This is a genomic window from Verrucomicrobium spinosum DSM 4136 = JCM 18804, assembly GCF_000172155.1.
Lineage (GTDB): Bacteria > Verrucomicrobiota > Verrucomicrobiia > Verrucomicrobiales > Verrucomicrobiaceae > Verrucomicrobium > Verrucomicrobium spinosum.
In genome coordinates this window covers 2,598,336-2,615,964 of record NZ_ABIZ01000001.1, presented here as the reverse complement: position 1 = coordinate 2,615,964, position 17,629 = coordinate 2,598,336, and the positions used below count along the sequence as shown (strand labels likewise).

Sequence of the window (17,629 nt, the reverse complement as noted above, 5' to 3'; positions counted from 1 at the left end):
TCTTCCCTCTTCCGCATGAATCCGTCCCCTCTCTCCCTGCCCCTGGCGACACTACTGGCGTGTTCGACCGTCTGGGCTGCCGCTCCCCCGGAGCCCACCCCCGTCTTCAGGGCTGGGGCGGTGGCGGTGGATGTCACGCCCCTGAAGTTCCCCGTGCGAGTGAACGGCAACTTCACAGAACGCCTGGCCCAACAAGCCAATGATCGGCTACATGCCCGGGCGCTGGCCTTGGATGATGGAAAGGTGACAGCCATCCTCTGCGTGGTGGACACCTGCATGATGTCGCGGGAGTTGATCGACAAGGCGAAGGCGCAGGCCTCCATGGAGACCGGCATCCCCCTGAGCCGCATGCTGGTCAGTGCCACCCACACGCACAGCGCTCCCTCCGCCTTGGGGTGCCTGGGCAGCCGTGAGGATCCCGAGTACGCCGCGTGGTTGCCAGGTAAGATTAGCGAAGCCCTGACGGCGGCGGTAAAAGCCCTCCAACCCGCAAGGATAGGCTGGTCCGCCGTAGATGACTGGGATCACACCCATAACAGGCGCTGGATCTACCGTCCCGACAAGGTTCCGGCCGATCCGTTTGGCCAACCCACGGTGCGGGCCATGATGCACCCTGGGCATCAAAGTCCCCAACATGTCGGCCCCTCCGGCCCGGTGGACCCCCAGTTAAGCGTGGTGTCCGTGCAGACGCCGGAGGGCAAACCTCTGGCGGTACTAGCCAACTACTCGCAGCATTACTTTGGAGCCACGGCGGTATCTGCCGACTACTACGGTGTGTTTTGCCGGGAGGTGGCAAAACGTCTGGGCCAGACTTCGGGCGAAGGCCCCTTCGTAGCCATGATGACCCAGGGCACTAGCGGCGACCTGATGTGGAGGGACTACGCCAAGCCCGCGAAAAACGTGAGCATGACCCAATACGCGGAAGAGGTGGCAGGTCGCGCCGCCGAGGCCCTGGCCAAGGTGAAGTACGTAAATCATGTGCCCCTGAACGTCGTGGAAACCCACCTGCCGCTGCACTACCGCACACCGGATGGCGACCGGCTGGCCTGGGCGCGCCAGGTGGTGGCTTCACTGGGCAATCGTCTCCCTCAGAGCAAGCCGGAGATCTATGCGAAGGAGGCGCTCCATCTGCACGAGAAACAAAGGACCGAGCTCATCCTGCAGGCCTGGCGGATCGGCGACCTGACCGTGGCGGCCTTTCCCAATGAGGTTTTTGCCCTCACCGGACTGAAGCTCAAATCACAGGCACCCCTGAAGGCTCACTTCAACATCAGCCTGGCCAATGGCGCGGAAGGCTACATCCCGCCGCCAGAGCAACACTTTCTAGGGGGCTACACCACATGGCCCGCCCGCACCGCGGGATTGGAGGTGCAGGCCGAGCCGCGGATTGTGGAGAAGCTGCTGGGTGCCCTGGAGCAGGCGGGCGGGGGCAAAAGGCGTTCGATGAAACATCCCGCGGGCACCTACGCCAAGGCCGTGCTGGCAGCCGGACCGGTGGGCTACTGGCGCATGGAGGAGGCCCAACTCCCTGATGCCCGGGAGGAGCAAGGCAAGGTGGAACTGGATGCCACCATGGAGAACGGCGTGGCCCTCTATCTACCCGGCCCCGAGGGAGCGGGACTCTCAGAGGGAGAGATCAACCGGTCCATCCACCTCGCGGGCGGACGGGTGCGGGCGCTGCTGCCACCCTTGCCGAAGGCCTACTCGGTGGAGATGTGGTTCTGGAATGGTCTGCCGGACGATGCCCGCCCTGTGACGGGCTACCTGTTCTCCCGCGGAAAGGATGGAGACGCCCAGTGCGCCGGAGATCATGTAGGGATCGGCGGCACAGCGGACAAGGAATCGACAGGCCGGTTGATCATTTACAATGGAAACCAGAGGAAACAACTCCTGCGGGGCACCACCCGGCTGGCACTCCGGGCCTGGCACCATGTTGTGATGGCGCGGGACGGAGATCGCGTGCGTGTGTACCTGAACGGGAATTTGAATCCAGAGATGGAAGGCGAGCTGCCCTCCACTCTTCCGGATGGCCCCAGCGAGCTGTTTTTGGGAGGCCGTTGCGACCGCTTTGCCACGCTGGAAGGCAAGGTGGACGAGGCCGCGGTGTATGCACGGGCTCTCACGGGCGAGGAAATAGCCAGCCGGTACAAGCTTTCAGGACAGACCCCGCCACCCGCAGTGACGGCAAACGAGCCAGTCCCCGCCCCGACACCCCCAAACACGACCAAGGCGGCAGAAGCGACGCCCCCTCTGAACCCGGAGGAGTCCCTGAAGCGCATCCACGTGCCAGAGGGGTTCACGGTGGCGTTGGCCGCAGCGGACCCCCTGGTGCTGGATCCGGTCGCCTTTGACTGGGACGCCAGAGGCAGGCTGTGGGTGGTGGAGATGGCCGACTACCCGCTGGGCATGGACGGCAAGGGCCAGCCGGGCGGGCGGGTCCGCATCCTGGAGGATACGGATGGCGACTTGCGCTATGACAAGGCCACGCTCTTTGCCGACGGCCTGCGCTTCCCCACCGGTATTCTCACCTGGCGGGATGGCTGCCTCATCACAGCGGCTCCAGAAGTGCTGTTCCTACGGGATGAGAACGGTGACGGCAGGTTGGACGACGGCGGGCGCACCGTGTTGCTCTCCGGGTTTCAGGAGGGCAACCAGCAACTGCGGGTCAACGGGCTGCGCTGGGGCCTGGACGGCTGGGTGTATTGCGCCAATGGCGGACACACCCCGGCCTATGGCAAGGAGGTGCAAATCACGTCGTCACTGACCGGCAGACGCATCGCCTTGGGCAGTCGCGACTTCCGGTTCAAGCCCGACACCGGCGAACTGGAACCCTTGAGCGGCCCTGCCCAATTCGGACGCAATCGCGATGAATGGGGCCGGTGGTTCGGCGTCCAAAACAGCAACCCCATCTGGCACTACGCCTTGGAAGACCGGCACCTACAGCGCAATCCTCATGTCGCCCCGCCTTCGCCCAAGGTGCTGCTGACGGAGCCCAACGCCCGCGTGTACCCTGTGAGCTCTCCGGAGCAGAGGTTTCACAGCTTCGATCAAGCAGGACGTTTTACCTCCGCGTGCTCGGCCACAATTGTGGGAGATGCCCGGCTGATGGGTGCCTCCGCCCCCGGGGTGGAGCAGGCGATGGTGTGCGAACCGTTCCACAACCTCGTGCAACATCTCGAACTCGCACCGGAGGGCCCCTCCTTCAAAGCTCGTCAGGTCATGGCGGGCAAGCACGACTTCTTTGCCAGTGAAGACCGCTGGTGCCGCCCGGTCATGGTTCGCACTGGGCCGGACGGGGCGCTCTGGGTGGCGGACATGTACCGCTACATGATCGAGCACCCGCAGTGGCTGCCGGATTCAGGAAAGAACGCCCTCCTGCCTCACTATCGCAAAGGAGATGACAAAGGTCGCATCTACCGGGTGTTTGCGAAGGATCGCGCCTCAACGGACAAGGTGGCTCTGGACAAGGCATCTCCCAAGGACCTTGTCGCCACGCTGGAGAGCGACAACGCCTGGCGGCGGGACAAGGCGCACATGCTCCTGGCGTGGAGCACGGATCGTTCTGTGCTGCCGTCACTGGGGCAGTTGGCGAGTGAATCCAAGTCTCCGCTGGCGCGGGCACATGCGCTTTGGATCCTCCATGCAAAAAGGGCTCTAGAACCTGGGCTGCTGGTGAAGTCACTCCAGGATGCCGCAGACGAGGTGCGCGAGAATAGCCTGCAAATGGCAGAAGGCAGACCGGAGCAGGAGGTGATTGCCGCCGCATGCCTTCTGGCAAATGACCCCAATGCCAAAGTCCGGCTTCAGCTTGCCACGACGTTGTGGGGCTGGCAGGATCCCGTGGCATCCAGGGCGCTGATCCATCTCGCTCAGGCATCCGGCCACATCGAGATGATAAGAGCTGCTGTTTTGAGCTCCGCCCTGCCCCACCTCACAGCCCTGGCCAAAGCTTCAGAAAAGGCGAAAATGCCCGATGCCATGACCGATGGCCTGCTGCAAACCGCCGCAGGGGCAGGGAATGCTGAGGCCCTCTCCCTTCTGATGGCCCCTCTGCTGGATCGCGCGATGGCGGACGCAGACGTCGAAACCACTGTCAAACACACGACCGCAGTGGGCTCAGCATGGCAGGCACTCCAGCGGAAGGGTGCCCGGCTGGCAGCCCTGGCCGCAACCCAAACTGGCACTGCAGATTGGCAGTCTCTTGTCGCCACTGAGACGGCATTGGCGGAGAAGCTGCGCCGGATGGCAGACGCCGCCAGCACTCCCCTGAGGGTGCGCATTGCTGCCGCTGCGGCGCTGCTGGCCTACGATGACAAGCCATCCGGGCCCGTGACCGTGCTGCTGGAGACGATGCAGCCCGGGACCGGAATTGCCGATTTCAAGACAGCCGCCGCAGCGCTGAGGTCCAGTGGGAGTGATGAAATAGCCGTGCCTCTGCTGGAACGTTGGGCGCAATACAGCCCGGCCCAGCGGGAGGTCGTGCTGGATCTTGTGTTGGAGAAACCTGAGGCAACCCGCCGGCTGCTTGACGCTCTTCAGACGCGGCAGGTGTTGCCCGCCAGCCTGGACATCCAGCGGCAGTCCCGTCTTCTCAAGCATCCGGACAAGCTGCTGAGAGAACGCACATCCATGCTGCTGGGAGCACCCTCCTCCCGCCAAAAGGTGCTGGACAGTTTCCGCCCAGCCTTGACCCTGCCAGGGGACGCCACGCGTGGTCGTCAGGTCTTTGCGCAGGCCTGCGTGGCCTGCCATCAGCTGGAGGGCACGGGATTGGCCGTGGGACCAGACTTGCGCACCGTCGTGCAGCATCCAGCTGACAAGCTGTTCACCTCCATCCTGGATCCAAGCGCGAACATTGAGCCCGGGTTCACGGCTTATTTCTGTGAACTAAACGACGGCACCCAGCTGTACGGGGCGATCACGATCGAAGCAGGCGACAGCCTGACCCTGCGCCTTGCCGATGGCAGCGCCCGCACCTTGCTGCGGAGTGGTCTGAAACGCCTGCAGAGCGCCAATGTCTCCCTCATGCCTGACGGCCTGGAGGCCCTGCTGACTCCGCAGTCTCTCGCCGACCTCATCGCCTATTTGAAAGTGCCGAAGTAACGCCTCGAATCCCCCCTCACTCACGCTCTACGCCATGTCCCCCACCCCGCTTCTTCGCTCTCTTCTTCGTCTGTCGCTGACGCTAGGCCTGACGGGCATCTCATTGCTTCCCGGAGCCCTCCACGCCGCAGAGTTGCACATTGGCCACGCCACGGTGGCCATCACCCCCGACCGGCCCGTGGCACTTGCAGGGCAGTTCAACACGAGGATTTCGACCAAAGCCGAGACACCCATCGTGGCAGCAGCCCTGGCTATTGAGTCCAAGGAAGGCGACCAGCCGGTGGATCAGGCTCTCATGATCACCTGTGATCTGGTGGCCATTCGCGACGGCTTGCAGGACCGCCTGCGCATGAATCTGGCAGGCAGGCTTCCGGGACTGGATCTGAAGAAGCTCTTTCTGAATGCCACTCATACACACACGGCCCCGGTGACACACACTGGAACTGGAGAAAACCCCAAATCGCTACGAGATACCGAAGGAAGGGGTGATGCAACCGGACGAGTACACAGCTTTCCTGCTGAGCCGGCTGGTGGAGGTGGCAGAGCAAGCCTGGAACAACCGACAACCTGGTGGAGTAAGCTGGACGCTCGGACATGCCGTAGTGGGCCAGAATCGTCGCGCAGTGTATGCTGACGGACGCGCACAGATGTACGGCAACACGAATGACGCCCGATTCCGCGGCATGGAGGGAGGAGAAGACCACGGCGTGGAAATGCTCTTCTTCTGGAATGCGAAACAGGAACTGCAGGCACTGGCGGTGAATCTGGCCTGCCCGGCACAGGAGGTGGAGAGCCGCAAAGCGATCAATGCCGACTTCTGGCATGAGACCCGCGAGCAGTTGCGCAGGGAATTGCGGGTGCCCAACCTCACCATCCTCGGCTGGATCAGCGCTGCGGGAGATCAGAGCCCGCACCTCATGTTCCGCAAAAAGGCGGAGGAGCGCATGCGCAAGCTCCGCGGCCTGACCAGCAAGGAGGAGATCGCACGCCGGTTGACGGCCGCCGTGATGGACACCGTGGAGATCGCACGCCAGGAAATAACCACCAGCCTACCCTTCCAACATCGGGTGGAAACGCTCTCCCTGCCCCCGCGGCGCATCCTGCCGCGGGAGAAGGAGCAGGCCCAAATGCAGATCACGCAGTACGAGAACATGGGGACCTTGAACCCCTATTTGCTGAACATGCTGGAGAGGGAGCGTGACGTGGTGCGACGGGCCGAGGTCGGCGACAAGGCACCAAACTACGAGATGGAACTGCACACCCTCCGCCTGGGCGATGTCGCGATCGCCACCAATCCCTTCGAGCTGTATTTGAACTACGGTATCCAGATGAAGTCCCGTAGCCCGGCCTTGCAGACTTTCTTGATCCAACTGGCCTGCGGTTCAGGATTGTACCTGCCCACACCCGAGGCTATTGAAGGCGGCAGCTACAGCGGCCTGCCTCACACGAACAAGGTGGGACCCGAGGGCGGCCAGATTCTTGTGGACCGCACGGTGGAGGCAATTCGAGATATGTGGCCGACACCGGTTCCCGTGGGGGCCGCCGAAACCGGCAGCACGAAGAAGCAATAGCTTGGCTTGTATTGGGGTGGCTTGGAAGTGAGGGGGGTATGGCGGAGGTGTCTCGAGATCCCCACCAGGGCGGTGTGCCCCCCTCTGGTCGGTAGAGGTCCGCGCCGGGGTTGGAGTACCGCTTTTAAGCGGAATCAGGATGCGCGGGACCCTTGAGGTTGCTCGCGGTGGAACGCGTCCGGCCAGTGGGATGAGGGTGCACGTGATGAGCCGTTCGGGGCGTGATTCCGCTTGAAAGCGGTACTCCAACCCTGCTGCGGAGCGGGGATGTGATTGGATCGGGCCCGTCGGGGAGAAGCCGGAGGGGGTGGCGGTCATCCAGCCGGAAAGCGACTTCATGGGACGCTTGGCTCGCACGGGGACAAGAATGCCCCTCGATGGTCAGGGGTAGATGGATGTGGGAGAGCGGTTTGGGGGGTGCTGGGTGGTGGGGTATTCGCCCGCTCCGGAGCCCAGTGCGTCAGTGGGCAGTGCGTCAGATTGGGATGGCTTGGAAGTGAGGGGGTATGGCGGAGGTGTCTCGAGATCCCCAGCAGGGCGGTGTGCCCCCCCTCTGGTCGATAGAGGTCCGCGCCGGGGTTGGAGTACCGCTTTTAAGCGGAATCAGGATGCGCGGGACCCTTGAGGTTGCTCGCGGTGGAACGCGTCCGGCCGGCGGGATGAGGGCGCACGTCATGAGCCGTTCGAGGCGTGATTCCGCTTAAAAGCGGTACTCTAACCCTGCTGCGGAGCGGGGATGTGATTGGGTCGGGCCCGTCGGGGAGAAGCCGGAGGGGGTGGCGGTCATCCAGTCGGAAAACGACCTCATGGGACGCTTGGCTCGCACCGGGACAAGAATGCCCCTCGATGGTCAGGGGTAGATGGATGTGGGAGAGCGGTTTGGGGGGTGCTGGGTGGTGGGGTATTCGCCCACTCCTGAGCCCAGTGCGTCAGTGCGTCAGTACGTCAGATTGGGGTGGCTTGGAAGTGGGGGGGTATGGCGGAGGTGTCTCGAGATCCCCAGCAGGGCGGTGTGCCCCCCTCTGGTCGATAGAGGTCCGCGCCGGGGTTGGAGTACCGCTTTCAAGCGGAATCAGGATGCGCGGGGCCCTTGAGGTTGCTCGCGGTGGAACGCGTCCGGCCGGTGGGATGAGGGCGCACGTCATGAGCCGTTCGGGGCGTGATTCCGCTTAAAAGCCGTACTCCAACCTTGCTGCGGAGCGGGGGTGTGATTGGATCGGGCCCGTCGGGGAGAAGCCGGAGGGGGTGGCGGTCATCCAGCCGGAAAGCGACCTCATGGGACGCTTGGCTCGCACCGGGACAAGAATGTCCCTCGCTCCCTTTACTGACGCACGCGCAATTCCCTCAGGGGCCCAGCCCCACATCCCCCCTCATCCCTCTTCCCTTTCCCCTTATACCTCTCTCCCTACCATCCAGCAGATAATCGCCTTTTGCACATGCAGGCGGTTCTCCGCCTCGTGAAAGATCACGTCGGCGTGTTGCTCAAGGACTTCGTCAGTGATCTCCTTCTCCCGATAGGCCGGGAGGCAGTGCATGACGATGGCGTCCTTGGCAGCGTGCTGCATGAGGCCGGCATTGATCTGATAGGGCTTGAGGATCTCAATGCGCTGGGCGCTTTCCTCTTCTTTGCCCATGCTTACCCAGACGTCAGTGTACACCACATCGGCACCGGCAATGGCCTTGGCGGGGTCTTCCTCAAGCACCACCTTGTTGCTGCCGAGTTTCTCCATGAACTCTGTCGGCGGCTGGAAGCTCTTGGGCGCGCCGATGGTGAGATCAAAGCCGAGACGCGCTGCGGCCCACATCCATGAGCGGGCTACGTTGCAGTCGCCGTCACCCAGAAAGCAGACCTTCTTCCCCTGCCAACCTCCGAGACGCTCGTGCATGACCTGGAGGTCGGCCAGGATCTGGCACGGGTGCTCTTCGTCGGTAAGAGCGTTGATGGTGGGCAGATGGCTGTACTCAGCGAACTGCTCAACATCCGCCTGGGCATAGGTGCGGATGACCGCCCCATGCACCATGCGACCGAGGACACGCGCGGTGTCCTTGACAGGTTCGCCACGGCCAAGCTGTGTATCTGCACCACTAAGGAACATGACGCTGCCACCGAGTTCGCGAATGCCCACCTCAAAGCTGACACGTGTGCGGGTGGAGGACTTGTTGAAAATGAGAGCCCACGTCTGACCGGTCAGCACCTGGGGAGTGGCGGCGCGGTTCTTGCGAAGGTCGGCACCGAGCTCGACAATGGCTGCGATCTCCTGGGCAGTGAGAGCCTCGATGGACAACAGGTTCTTCATGGTACGATGTGGGCTGAAAAGGGTAAAGTGAATGCGGAGCGGGAGTGCGAGCACATCCCGCGCCGAAGTGGGATCTAGGCGAGAGCCGAGAGGACGGATTTCATGATGCCGAGGCCCTCCTCTGCCTCGGCGTCGGAGGTGTTCATGGGGGCAAGCCAGCGGATGACCTTGGGACCCGCAGGCACGACCAGCAGTCCAGCATCCATGAGGAGTTGGGTCACCCAGATCGATGGAAGCTTGCCGGATGCCTTGAAATCCTCGCGAGCCTCGATGAGGTGGGTATTCAGCTCGAACCCGAGCATGAAGCCGAAGCCACGGGTTGCAGTGATGGCAGGCAGATTCCAGGAGGCAACCTCCTTCACGATGCGTTCGCCCATCTCCTTGGACCTGGCGATGAGGCCATCGCGAAGGATGACCTTGAGCGTAGCCATGGCCGTGGCACAGGCCAGCGGGGAGCCGCCGTAGGTGGTGCCATGGCTGCCGGCACCCAGCAGGTTGCAAAGGCGCACCGCATCCGGCTCCGGGCCAATGGCGCGGTCACGCGTCCAGAAGCTGCCAAGGGCATACCCAGAGCCGATGGACTTGGCCCAGCTGATGGCGTCGGGCAGAATCTCATCACCGGGGATGATGCTGCGCCAGCCGCCGGGTTCACCGGTCCGGCCCAGGCCGCACTGCACCTCATCCAACAGGAGCAGCAGATCGTGCTGATCCCGGAGGGCCGCGGCAGCGCGGAGGAACTCAGGCGTGGCCACATTCACACCGCTCTCACCCTGAACAGGCTCGAAGAGAATGCCCACGGTGTTCTCATTCACTGCAGCCTTGAGAGCCTCCACATCATTGAACGGGATGTACTTGAACCCCGGCAGGAGCGGGCCGAAACCGCCGTGGATCTTTTCCTGCGCCGTAGCCGTCATGGTGGCGAAGGTCCGCCCATGGAAGCTGCCGGTGCAGGTAATGATCTCGAACCGGGGGCTGCCGTCCGCCTTCGGCCGGGTGGTGCCGAAGCGACGGGCCAGCTTGATGAGCCCCTCATTGGCCTCCGCCCCGCTGTTGCTGAAGAAGCACTTTCCGGGGATGCCCATGACTTTCTCCACCAGCATTTCGGCAAGCTCGCCCTGCTGGCGGATGCAGTACCAGTTGGAAATATGGATCAGCGTGGCGGCCTGGGTCTGAATGGCCTCCACCACCTCTGGATGGCAGTGCCCCACCGGGCACACCGCCACGCCACCAGCAAAGTCCAGATACTTGCGACCATCCCGATCCCAAACATACGTGCCCAGACCTCGCTCCGGCCAGAAGTCGTAGCGGCCGTAGTTGGGCATGACGTATTTCTCGATCAGGGTCTGGGACATCTTCGTTTGGAGGTGTGGGGGGTGGGTTGGGAGTGGGTGGGTGGTTTGAGGATCAGGGAGCTCCGATGCAGTGCGTCAGTAGGCAGTGCATCGGTGCGTCAGGTTCGTCGTTTGTTGCTTGAATCAGGTCTTCTGTCTTTTGTCTTCCAGTCTTCTGTCTTTATAGGACAATCTCCGTGCCAATGCCGGTGTCGGTGAAGCACTCAAGGATGACGGAGTGTGGGATGCGGCCGTCGATCATGTGCACTTTGCCCACGCCGCCGCGCAGGGAGTCCACGGCGCTGTCCACCTTGGGGATCATGCCGCCGGAGATGATGCCTTCCTTTTTGAGCTGGTCGATGGCGTCCGGGTTCAAGGAAGGAATGAGGGTGCTGTTGTCTTTGGGGTCACGCATCACGCCTAGAACATCGCTCAGGAAGATGAGCTTGGTGGCCTTGAGTTTCTTGGCCAGGGCACAGGCGGCGATGTCGGCGTTCACATTGAGCGTGGCGCGGGAGCCAATCTCGCGGGCCACAGGGGAGACAACGGGCACGACCTCACCCGCAACAGCGAGATCCACAATGGAGGTGTCGCATTCCACGACCTCCCCTACATAGCCAATGTCCACAGCCTCGCCCGTGGCGGGGTCGGTGCCCTTCATGCGCTGGCCGCGGAAGACGGTGGTGCCAGCCAGGCCAATGGCCTTGCCACCGGCGGACTTGATGCGCTCCACCAGATCGGGGTTGATGACGCGGGCGAGGGTCTCTTCCACGATGCTGATGGTGGCATCATCCGTGACGCGCAGACCGCCCACGAAACGAGCCTCCAGTCCAGCGTCCTTCATGGCCTTGTTGATGGCCTTGCCACCACCGTGGACCAGCACGGGGTTGATGCCCACCGCTTCGAGGAAGACGATGTCCCGCAGGAGGCTGTCCACCAGAGACTGCTCCTCCATGGCGCTGCCCCCCACCTTGATAAGGAAGGTCTGACCGCGGAAATTCTGAATGTAAGGCAGGGCCTCCAGCAGCACGGCGGCCTGGCGGATGGAATCAGCGGACTGGCTCATGGGTGGGAGAGGGAAAAAGGGGTAAGGGAAGAGGGAGAAGGAAATACAGTTGCCAGCCAGTGGAGAAACCCAAAGGGGCTGGCGAGTCCTGAGATCTCCTCTGAGGAAAGGAGGGATCAGGCGAGGCCGGTCTGTCGCTTGGCGTGGATGGCCGCGGAGTATTCGCTGGAGTTGAAGTCCACGTACTCTTCGCTCAGGTCGGTGGTGAAGACGTTGTAGGACGCATCGCCGAGGTTCAGGTCGATGGTGACCGTGAACTTGGGCTTGGCGGTGACTTTCTCCAACTCCTTGACCGGGGTATTCGTGGCCAGACCGCCCTTGGTAGCGCAAAGACCGCCGAAGTAGATGTCCACCAGCTCCTCACGGATGCGGGCCTTCGCATAACCCACGGCATGCATGACGCGGCCCCAGTTGGGGTCGCCCCCATGCCAGGAGCATTTCACCAGCATGGACTTGGCCACCGTCTCGGCCACGGCCTTGGCATCCTGGTAGGTGCGGGCGCCCTGCACGCGAATTTCCACGAACTTCGTCACGCGCTCGCCGTCACTGACGATCATCTTGGCGAGCTGCATCATCACGTGACGCAGGGCCGCACGGAAGATCTCGGTGCACGGGGACTTGCTCTTGATAAGAGGCACATCGCTGGCGCCATTGCTCATGACAATGACGGTGTCATTCGTGCTGGTGTCGCCGTCGATGGTGATGCGGTTGAAGGTCTGCTCCACGGCGGCCTGGGTGGCGCGCTTGAGCTCGGACTGGTCCACCTTCGCATCCGTCGTGATGAAGGCGAGCATGGTGGCCATGTTGGGGCAGATCATGCCAGCCCCCTTGGCGATGCCGCCCACGCGGAAGGTCTGACCCTCGCATTCCACCTCAATGGCCACAGTCTTGGGCTTGGTATCGCTGGTCATGATGGCCTGCTCGGCCTGCTCAGAACCCTCGAGGTTCAAGGATGCAACAAGGTCCCCCACCCTGGGCACGATGCGCTCCATGGGCATGGGCATGCCGATGATGCCGGTGGAGCACACCAGCACCTGGCGCATTTTCACTCCCAGCTTTTCGGCCGTGGCCTTGGTCATTGCTTTGGCGTCGCGGATGCCCTGCGGACCGGTGCAGGCGTTGGCATTGCCACTGTTGGCAATGATGGCGCGCACGTCGCCCACCTTCACATGCTGCTGGGATACGCGAACGCAGCCCGCCTTCACCCGGCTCGTGGTGAAGCATGCCTCCGTGGCCGTGGGCAGGTCGGAGGCGATCAGCGCCAAGTCCAGACGAGTGGCCGTGGGGTTCTTGATCCCGCAGGAAATGGCTCCGGCACGGAATCCCTTGGGAGCGGTGACTCCTCCGGGGATTTCCTTGAAGACGAAGTCGTTGGCGGTGTCAGGCGAGGTCATGAGAGTAGCGGAGATTTGTGAAAGGGATCGATGCGGATGCGAAGGCCGGGGCGGCAGTCGTCGCCGCAAGGCAGAAACGAATGCTGGTGCCGACGGCGGAGGAATCAGGGCAGCCATCGGACGGGGCGTTGCCCTGTCGTCGTGGGAGTCGGCTGCCTGGGAGCATCTGATTCATGGTGGAACGGACGGGTCAAAAGGGAGAACCGAAGAATGGAGGTGCTTGTTTCACTAGAGAAGAAAAACTTTCCCGGCTGGGGACGCAGAAATCACACCACCTGGAGACCCGCGTTTTCCGCGAAGCCAAAGGCGATATTGAAATTCTGCACAGCCTGGCCAGAGGCGCCTTTGACGAGATTGTCCTCAGCGCTCAGCAGCAGGAGGCGACCCGCGCCAGCGTCGTAGGCCCAGCCCAGGTCGATGAAGTTGGTGCCGGTGACGTTCTTCGTGTCCGGACTCTGGTTGCGACCGAGCAGTCGCACGAAGGGGCGTCCGGCGTAAGCGGTGGCGTATGCGGCCTCCACTTCCTCCAGAGTGACTCCCTCCCGGAGTCCGGCAAAGATGGTGGTGCAGATGCCCTGATTCACCGGAATGAGATGGGGCACAAAGGTGAACTTCACGGGCCGGCCTGCGGCGAGATCCAGCTCCTGGCCGATCTCACTGACATGCCGGTGGCGTGGGACGCCGTAGCTGCGCACGCTCTCGTTGCACTCGCAGAAGAGAAAAGCGGTCTTGGCCTCGCGTCCGGCACCACTCACGCCGCTCATGCTGGAGACGGCAATGGGCGATTCATCAAGCAGCCCCGCCTTGAGCAACGGCAGCAGCGGAACGAGCACGCTCGTGGGATAGCAGCCCGGGCAGGCAATGAGTCGGGCGTCCCGGATCTCCGCAACGCGCATCTCCGGAAGCGCATACACGGCCTCGGCCAGCAACTCTGGCGAGGGATGGGCGTGGCCGTAGTGATCCGCATAGACCTCGGCGCTGCGCAGACGGAAGTCTGCGCTCAGGTCAATGACCCGCAACCCGGCGGCGAGGAGACCGACGGCAAACTGGTGCGCCACCCCATGCGGGAGGGCGAGGAAGGCAACCTCCGCCCCAGTAGCGGCAATGGCGTCGATGTCCGGGGCCATGAAAGAAATGGCATCCGCCTGGGCGATGCCTCGGAATCGCGGGAACTCAGAAGTCAGCGGCTTGCCAGCCAGCGCACGGGAGGTCACCGCGGTGAGCTCGGCGTGCGGGTGCAGGAGGAGCAGGCGCAACAGTTCCCTGCCGGAATAACCACTGGCGCCAACGACTGCGACTTTAACTTTCTGGGACATGAGTCATGAGGGGAAGGGCGGAAGATGGTTCGCATCGTCCGGGGTGCAAGATGCTTTTCGTGAGATTATGGGAAGGTAGTTAACAAGTGCTTGGTGCTTCGTGTTTAGTTCCTGGGTGAAAGGTGCTTTTTGGCCCGGAAATGCGGTGTGAAAGTCGGGGGCGGGATATGGAATACGGTGGTGGCGGATCGGAGAGGTATTTGAGAAAGGCTGAGAACTGCCTATGGCCAGGCCTGGTGCACCCGTCGGAGAGCAGGGACGATGCCCTCCCCCACCCGGTTCCAAGAGGTTCCGGCAGAATGTTTTGGAAAAAATGCATCTGGCACTTGAAATCTTTTCACAACGCGCCACACTGCCGTCCCGCCAAACAAACCGAATCTGATCGCGGGCTGTAGTTCAGCCTGGTAGAACGCTTGCATGGGGTGCAAGAGGTCGTGAGTTCGAATCTCGCCAGCCCGACCAGATTCAGGTAAGTGAAAGCGGAAAGCCAGGAGCCCATCAGGGCTCCTTTTTTTGTGACATGTGACGGCGATGATCCTGCAAGAAGGGAGATCCGAGGATGCAGGATGAGGCAAAGGCAGCCCCCCAAACGCAATCCTTGAATCCTGGCACAAGAATCGGAAGGGCTCTTTGAGTGTGGCATTCGCCTCGACCAGAAAGGTGGTTGTGCCGGCTGCTACCAAGGAAAGACCTCCTCACCGCAAGAAAAAGCGATGCCCCTCATCAGCACTTTGTCATTTCCTAGAACCAACAGAAGTGCGAGCCCTTCTCCTGCGCTTTTCCATGGCCCGCAAGTGGGTGCACCGAACGCATTGAGTCCAGCTGTCCGGCATGGCTGGAGAGATAAGGAGGCCGGTTTGGAATAGCCCCCTTTCAAGCAATCCTTCAATCCATGCCGCAAAACTCTTGCCAGGAGAGGTGGCATGGCGTTCCCTTACCGCATGCACCAACCCGGCAGATGGCCCAGCATCCTATCCGGCATGGCGTGTCTCATTGCAGGGATGGGGCAGATGCCTGGTGCCGCCGAACCTGCACCCCACCCGCTCATGACAACTCCCACGTTGCGCACGCTGGCTTCCGGCCCAGGTCCGGAGGATCTGGATCTCATCGAATGGAAGGGGCGCACCGCCCTGCTCGCGGCCACCTATTCCCGAGCCCGGTTTCCGAAAGAGCCACACCCAAAACCGCGGGTCGGCGCACTGGAGATCCATCTCCCCGGCGAGGATCGATTCAAACCTGCACCCATGGCCGCACTGCCTTTGGAGCATTTTGCCCCGGTGGGACTAAGCGTAGTGCGCAACTCTCAGGCACCGGGACTGGAGGGCAAGCAACTGGCTTATGTGACGAACGCCTATCCCGGCCAGGGCCTCCTGGCCAAGGGTGGATCAGTGGAGGTGTTTGAGGTGGATGACGAAGCCGGGCTGGTGAAGCATCTCGGCACCCTGGGCATGAGGCACGAGGAATGCGATGGACGCAGCGAGTTGCTTCACAAGATCAACGGCATCACCGCCAGCCGGGATGGCACCGTGTACGCCACCACGTTTGGCACGTTCCCTTCCAGATCCGGGGAAACGCTGCTCATCGAACCCACCTCCCCCGCGGGCCAGAAGCGAACGATCAACTCGATCGTCTGCTTCACGCCCAACAAGGACGACGCAACCAAGGGCTCTTGGGGTGTGGTGGCATCTGGAATCAATGGAGCCAACGGCCTGGCACTGAGCCCCGGACAAACGCTGCTCTATTGCAACGCCTACCACGGCCAGCAGATCCTGGCATTTGAACGCAACGAGCAGCCGGGAGGAGGGCTGAAAAAGTACCACGGCGTCGTGTACCGCGGCCTTCCCTTCCGGCCAGACAACCTCAAATGTCCGCCCAACGGTGAGCTCTGGTGCACGGGACAGCGCTCGCCCGTGCCCACCTTCCTCCACCTCCTCAGCGGTGCCAGACTTCCCTCACGCGGCGGTGTGGCGAAGCTGCACTGGGACGCTGGACAGCTCAAACTCAGGCACGACGCGGAGTGGCTGAAGGACCTCGATGGGGATACGCACGCACCGAGTGTGGCCCTACCGCTCGGCGATGCGTTTTACCTGGGCCACATCATGCATTCAGGGGTGACCGAAGTTCGCCTCCATCCAAAAAAACAGGCTCCCGTCCACGCCGCAAGCCCTCCGGCCGTCACCATGAATGCTCCTGCGAATCCGGCAAAGCCGCAGAGTGAACAGGCAGCGCGGTAGCCCAGTGTGGAGATCATCATTCCCGTCTGCCTTGGATTCCATTCTTTCTAAGTTCGATAGCTTCCTTTCTCAGTCCGATTCCGATTCCATGGATTGGAATGACGGAGGTGACTACGAGATCGCCCAAGAAATGCTGGATAAATTTAGCCCCGAGGAATGGGACCAGCTTAGAGAGATGATTCCCAATAGGCCAGCGCTCTGGCGCAATTGTGTGATTTATTCCGTTGAACCGAAGAAAGGCAACTGGCACAGCGAGCTGCTCTTGGACTTTGTATTCGATACAGACCACCAACTTTCTCTTGAGGCCACACATCGAGTTGCTTTCTATTGCGGCGCGCTCCACGGCAAGAATGGCATCACGTTCGATCCGCGAATTCGTTCGGAGCATATGATACAGACCGCAAAAAGCAGACCCGGGCTTGAGGCCGCGATTGCCAGACTTCAACCGGAGTGCAATCCCATTCTTCTGGGTCTAGTCAATGTGATGTTCAATGAGCTTGGCATCGCTCCGATTGCGACACGCGCAGATACAGCTACCACTCACTGAGCCGCGTAAACGCGGTACTCCAACCCTGATTGAGGAACTGGTGGGAGACTTGTCCCGGAGCGATCCAGACACCTCTTGCGACAAGGCACGAGCGGTTGTCGCAAATAACGAGATCCCATCTTGTTAATCTTCCCCAAAATCTTGTCAATCCTGTCTAGTCTGTGTCCGCCTCCTCCTGAGCCCCGTCCGCTTTTTCACCGCCTTTGTCCGGGCCTTGGGTTCAAGGAATCCACCCAGCATCTCCCGCCTGACGATGAACCGCAGACTGATGAGCAGGGCGATCGCCGTGATGAGGTTGGAGATCTGGATGAACAGATGCCAGCGCTCCAGGGCCGCATTCCCCTGGATCGGGAAAAAGGCATCCACCCAGTAGTCCAGCACAATGGGCAGATACGGCTTGAAGAGAAAGAGCACCAGCCCCAAAGCAGACCAACGCCAGCGATAGACGGCAATCCCCGCCGCGACCACCAGGACGGTTTGGGTGAGGAAGTTCAACACGGAGGCCGCCGTGACCTTGAAAGTCACAGGCGCGGCAGCCAAGGCCGCTCCAGCAGCCGTCGAGGCCAGGAGTTCCGGAAGCTGAACAAGGGCTGCTGGGAGGATCATTCGGGGGGAAATGAGCGCTGGGAGATGAATGAGGCATTGAGTTCTTCCCGGCAAAGCAGCGCCGTGTCAACCGCACAGGCAGACTCAACCCGTCAGCTCGGCCGGGCGCTTTCAGGCGTAAGAACCTGCTGGAGAAGCTTGCAAATTCCCGCCCGGCTTGCTTC

11 protein-coding genes and 1 tRNA gene are annotated in these 17,629 nt (G+C 62.0%); 5 read left to right on the top strand and 7 right to left on the bottom strand.

Annotated elements, in window-relative coordinates:
• The first annotated feature begins 15 nt into the window (after positions 1–15).
• Positions 16–5,103 (top strand): PVC-type heme-binding CxxCH protein, encoded by a 5,088-nt coding sequence (locus VSP_RS10645; RefSeq protein ID WP_009960531.1) that lies wholly within the window; start codon positions 16–18, stop codon positions 5,101–5,103.
• Positions 5,104–5,591: 488 nt separating this feature from the next.
• On the top strand, positions 5,592–6,674 hold the full coding sequence (locus VSP_RS34860) for a hypothetical protein (protein WP_009960529.1): 1,083 nt from the start codon (positions 5,592–5,594) through the stop codon (positions 6,672–6,674).
• A gap of 1,391 nt (positions 6,675–8,065) precedes the next feature.
• Here the strand turns inward: VSP_RS34860 and argF are convergent.
• From argF to argC, 6 genes are all read right to left on the bottom strand, one after another.
• Complete coding sequence (gene argF, locus VSP_RS10635; RefSeq protein ID WP_009960527.1) at positions 8,066–8,971, bottom strand: ornithine carbamoyltransferase; 906 nt, start codon at positions 8,969–8,971, stop codon at positions 8,066–8,068.
• Positions 8,972–9,045: 74 nt separating this feature from the next.
• Positions 9,046–10,323, bottom strand: a complete 1,278-nt coding sequence (locus VSP_RS10630; RefSeq protein ID WP_009960526.1) for an aspartate aminotransferase family protein — start codon at positions 10,321–10,323, stop codon at positions 9,046–9,048.
• Positions 10,324–10,483: 160 nt separating this feature from the next.
• Positions 10,484–11,368, bottom strand: a complete 885-nt coding sequence (gene argB, locus VSP_RS10625) for an acetylglutamate kinase (protein ID WP_009960524.1) — start codon at positions 11,366–11,368, stop codon at positions 10,484–10,486.
• Between the two features lie 116 nt (positions 11,369–11,484).
• The gene (gene argJ / locus VSP_RS10620; RefSeq protein WP_009960523.1) at positions 11,485–12,762 is read right to left on the bottom strand and encodes a bifunctional glutamate N-acetyltransferase/amino-acid acetyltransferase ArgJ; all 1,278 of its coding nucleotides are present in this window, start codon (positions 12,760–12,762) and stop codon (positions 11,485–11,487) included.
• Positions 12,749–12,937, bottom strand: coding sequence for a hypothetical protein (locus VSP_RS42150; protein WP_157210834.1), 189 nt, complete (start codon positions 12,935–12,937; stop codon positions 12,749–12,751). The genes argJ and VSP_RS42150 overlap by 14 nt, the downstream gene beginning before the upstream one ends.
• Before the next feature lie 91 nt (positions 12,938–13,028).
• Positions 13,029–14,078: an N-acetyl-gamma-glutamyl-phosphate reductase gene (gene argC / locus VSP_RS10615; RefSeq protein WP_009960522.1), complete on the bottom strand. Its 1,050-nt coding sequence runs from the start codon at positions 14,076–14,078 to the stop codon at positions 13,029–13,031.
• A gap of 385 nt (positions 14,079–14,463) precedes the next feature.
• Here argC and VSP_RS10610 point away from each other — a divergent pair.
• The 3 genes from VSP_RS10610 to VSP_RS10600 all read left to right on the top strand — a co-directional run bounded on the left by VSP_RS10610 (position 14,464) and on the right by VSP_RS10600 (position 16,859).
• Positions 14,464–14,540, top strand: a tRNA-Pro gene (locus tag VSP_RS10610).
• A 584-nt stretch (positions 14,541–15,124) separates the two neighbouring features.
• Positions 15,125–16,312: an SMP-30/gluconolactonase/LRE family protein gene (locus VSP_RS10605; protein ID WP_198141359.1), complete on the top strand. Its 1,188-nt coding sequence runs from the start codon at positions 15,125–15,127 to the stop codon at positions 16,310–16,312.
• 31 nt (positions 16,313–16,343) lie between these two features.
• Positions 16,344–16,859, top strand: a complete 516-nt coding sequence (locus tag VSP_RS10600; RefSeq protein WP_157210833.1) for a hypothetical protein — start codon at positions 16,344–16,346, stop codon at positions 16,857–16,859.
• Positions 16,860–17,003: 144 nt separating this feature from the next.
• On the opposite strand, the gene VSP_RS10595 is transcribed toward VSP_RS10600, so the two are convergent.
• Entirely contained in the window at positions 17,004–17,465 is a 462-nt protein-coding gene (locus VSP_RS10595) for a hypothetical protein (RefSeq protein ID WP_009960519.1), read from the bottom strand.
• Positions 17,466–17,629: the final 164 nt, after the last annotated feature.

What these genes read in the sequence shown, in the direction of transcription:
- VSP_RS10630 (WP_009960526.1), bottom strand. Translation starts at nt 10,323, where the DNA reads ATGTCCCAGACCCTGATCGAGAAATACGTCATGCCCAACTACGGCCGC.
- VSP_RS10595 (WP_009960519.1), bottom strand. Translation starts at nt 17,465, where the DNA reads ATGATCCTCCCAGCAGCCCTTGTTCAGCTTCCGGAACTCCTGGCCTCG.
- argB (WP_009960524.1), bottom strand. Translation starts at nt 11,368, where the DNA reads ATGAGCCAGTCCGCTGATTCCATCCGCCAGGCCGCCGTGCTGCTGGAG.
- VSP_RS10645 (WP_009960531.1), top strand. Translation starts at nt 16, where the DNA reads ATGAATCCGTCCCCTCTCTCCCTGCCCCTGGCGACACTACTGGCGTGT.
- argC (WP_009960522.1), bottom strand. Translation starts at nt 14,078, where the DNA reads ATGTCCCAGAAAGTTAAAGTCGCAGTCGTTGGCGCCAGTGGTTATTCC.
- argJ (WP_009960523.1), bottom strand. Translation starts at nt 12,762, where the DNA reads ATGACCTCGCCTGACACCGCCAACGACTTCGTCTTCAAGGAAATCCCC.
- argF (WP_009960527.1), bottom strand. Translation starts at nt 8,971, where the DNA reads ATGAAGAACCTGTTGTCCATCGAGGCTCTCACTGCCCAGGAGATCGCA.
- VSP_RS34860 (WP_009960529.1), top strand. Translation starts at nt 5,592, where the DNA reads ATGCAACCGGACGAGTACACAGCTTTCCTGCTGAGCCGGCTGGTGGAG.
- VSP_RS10605 (WP_198141359.1), top strand. Translation starts at nt 15,125, where the DNA reads ATGACAACTCCCACGTTGCGCACGCTGGCTTCCGGCCCAGGTCCGGAG.
- VSP_RS42150 (WP_157210834.1), bottom strand. Translation starts at nt 12,937, where the DNA reads ATGAATCAGATGCTCCCAGGCAGCCGACTCCCACGACGACAGGGCAAC.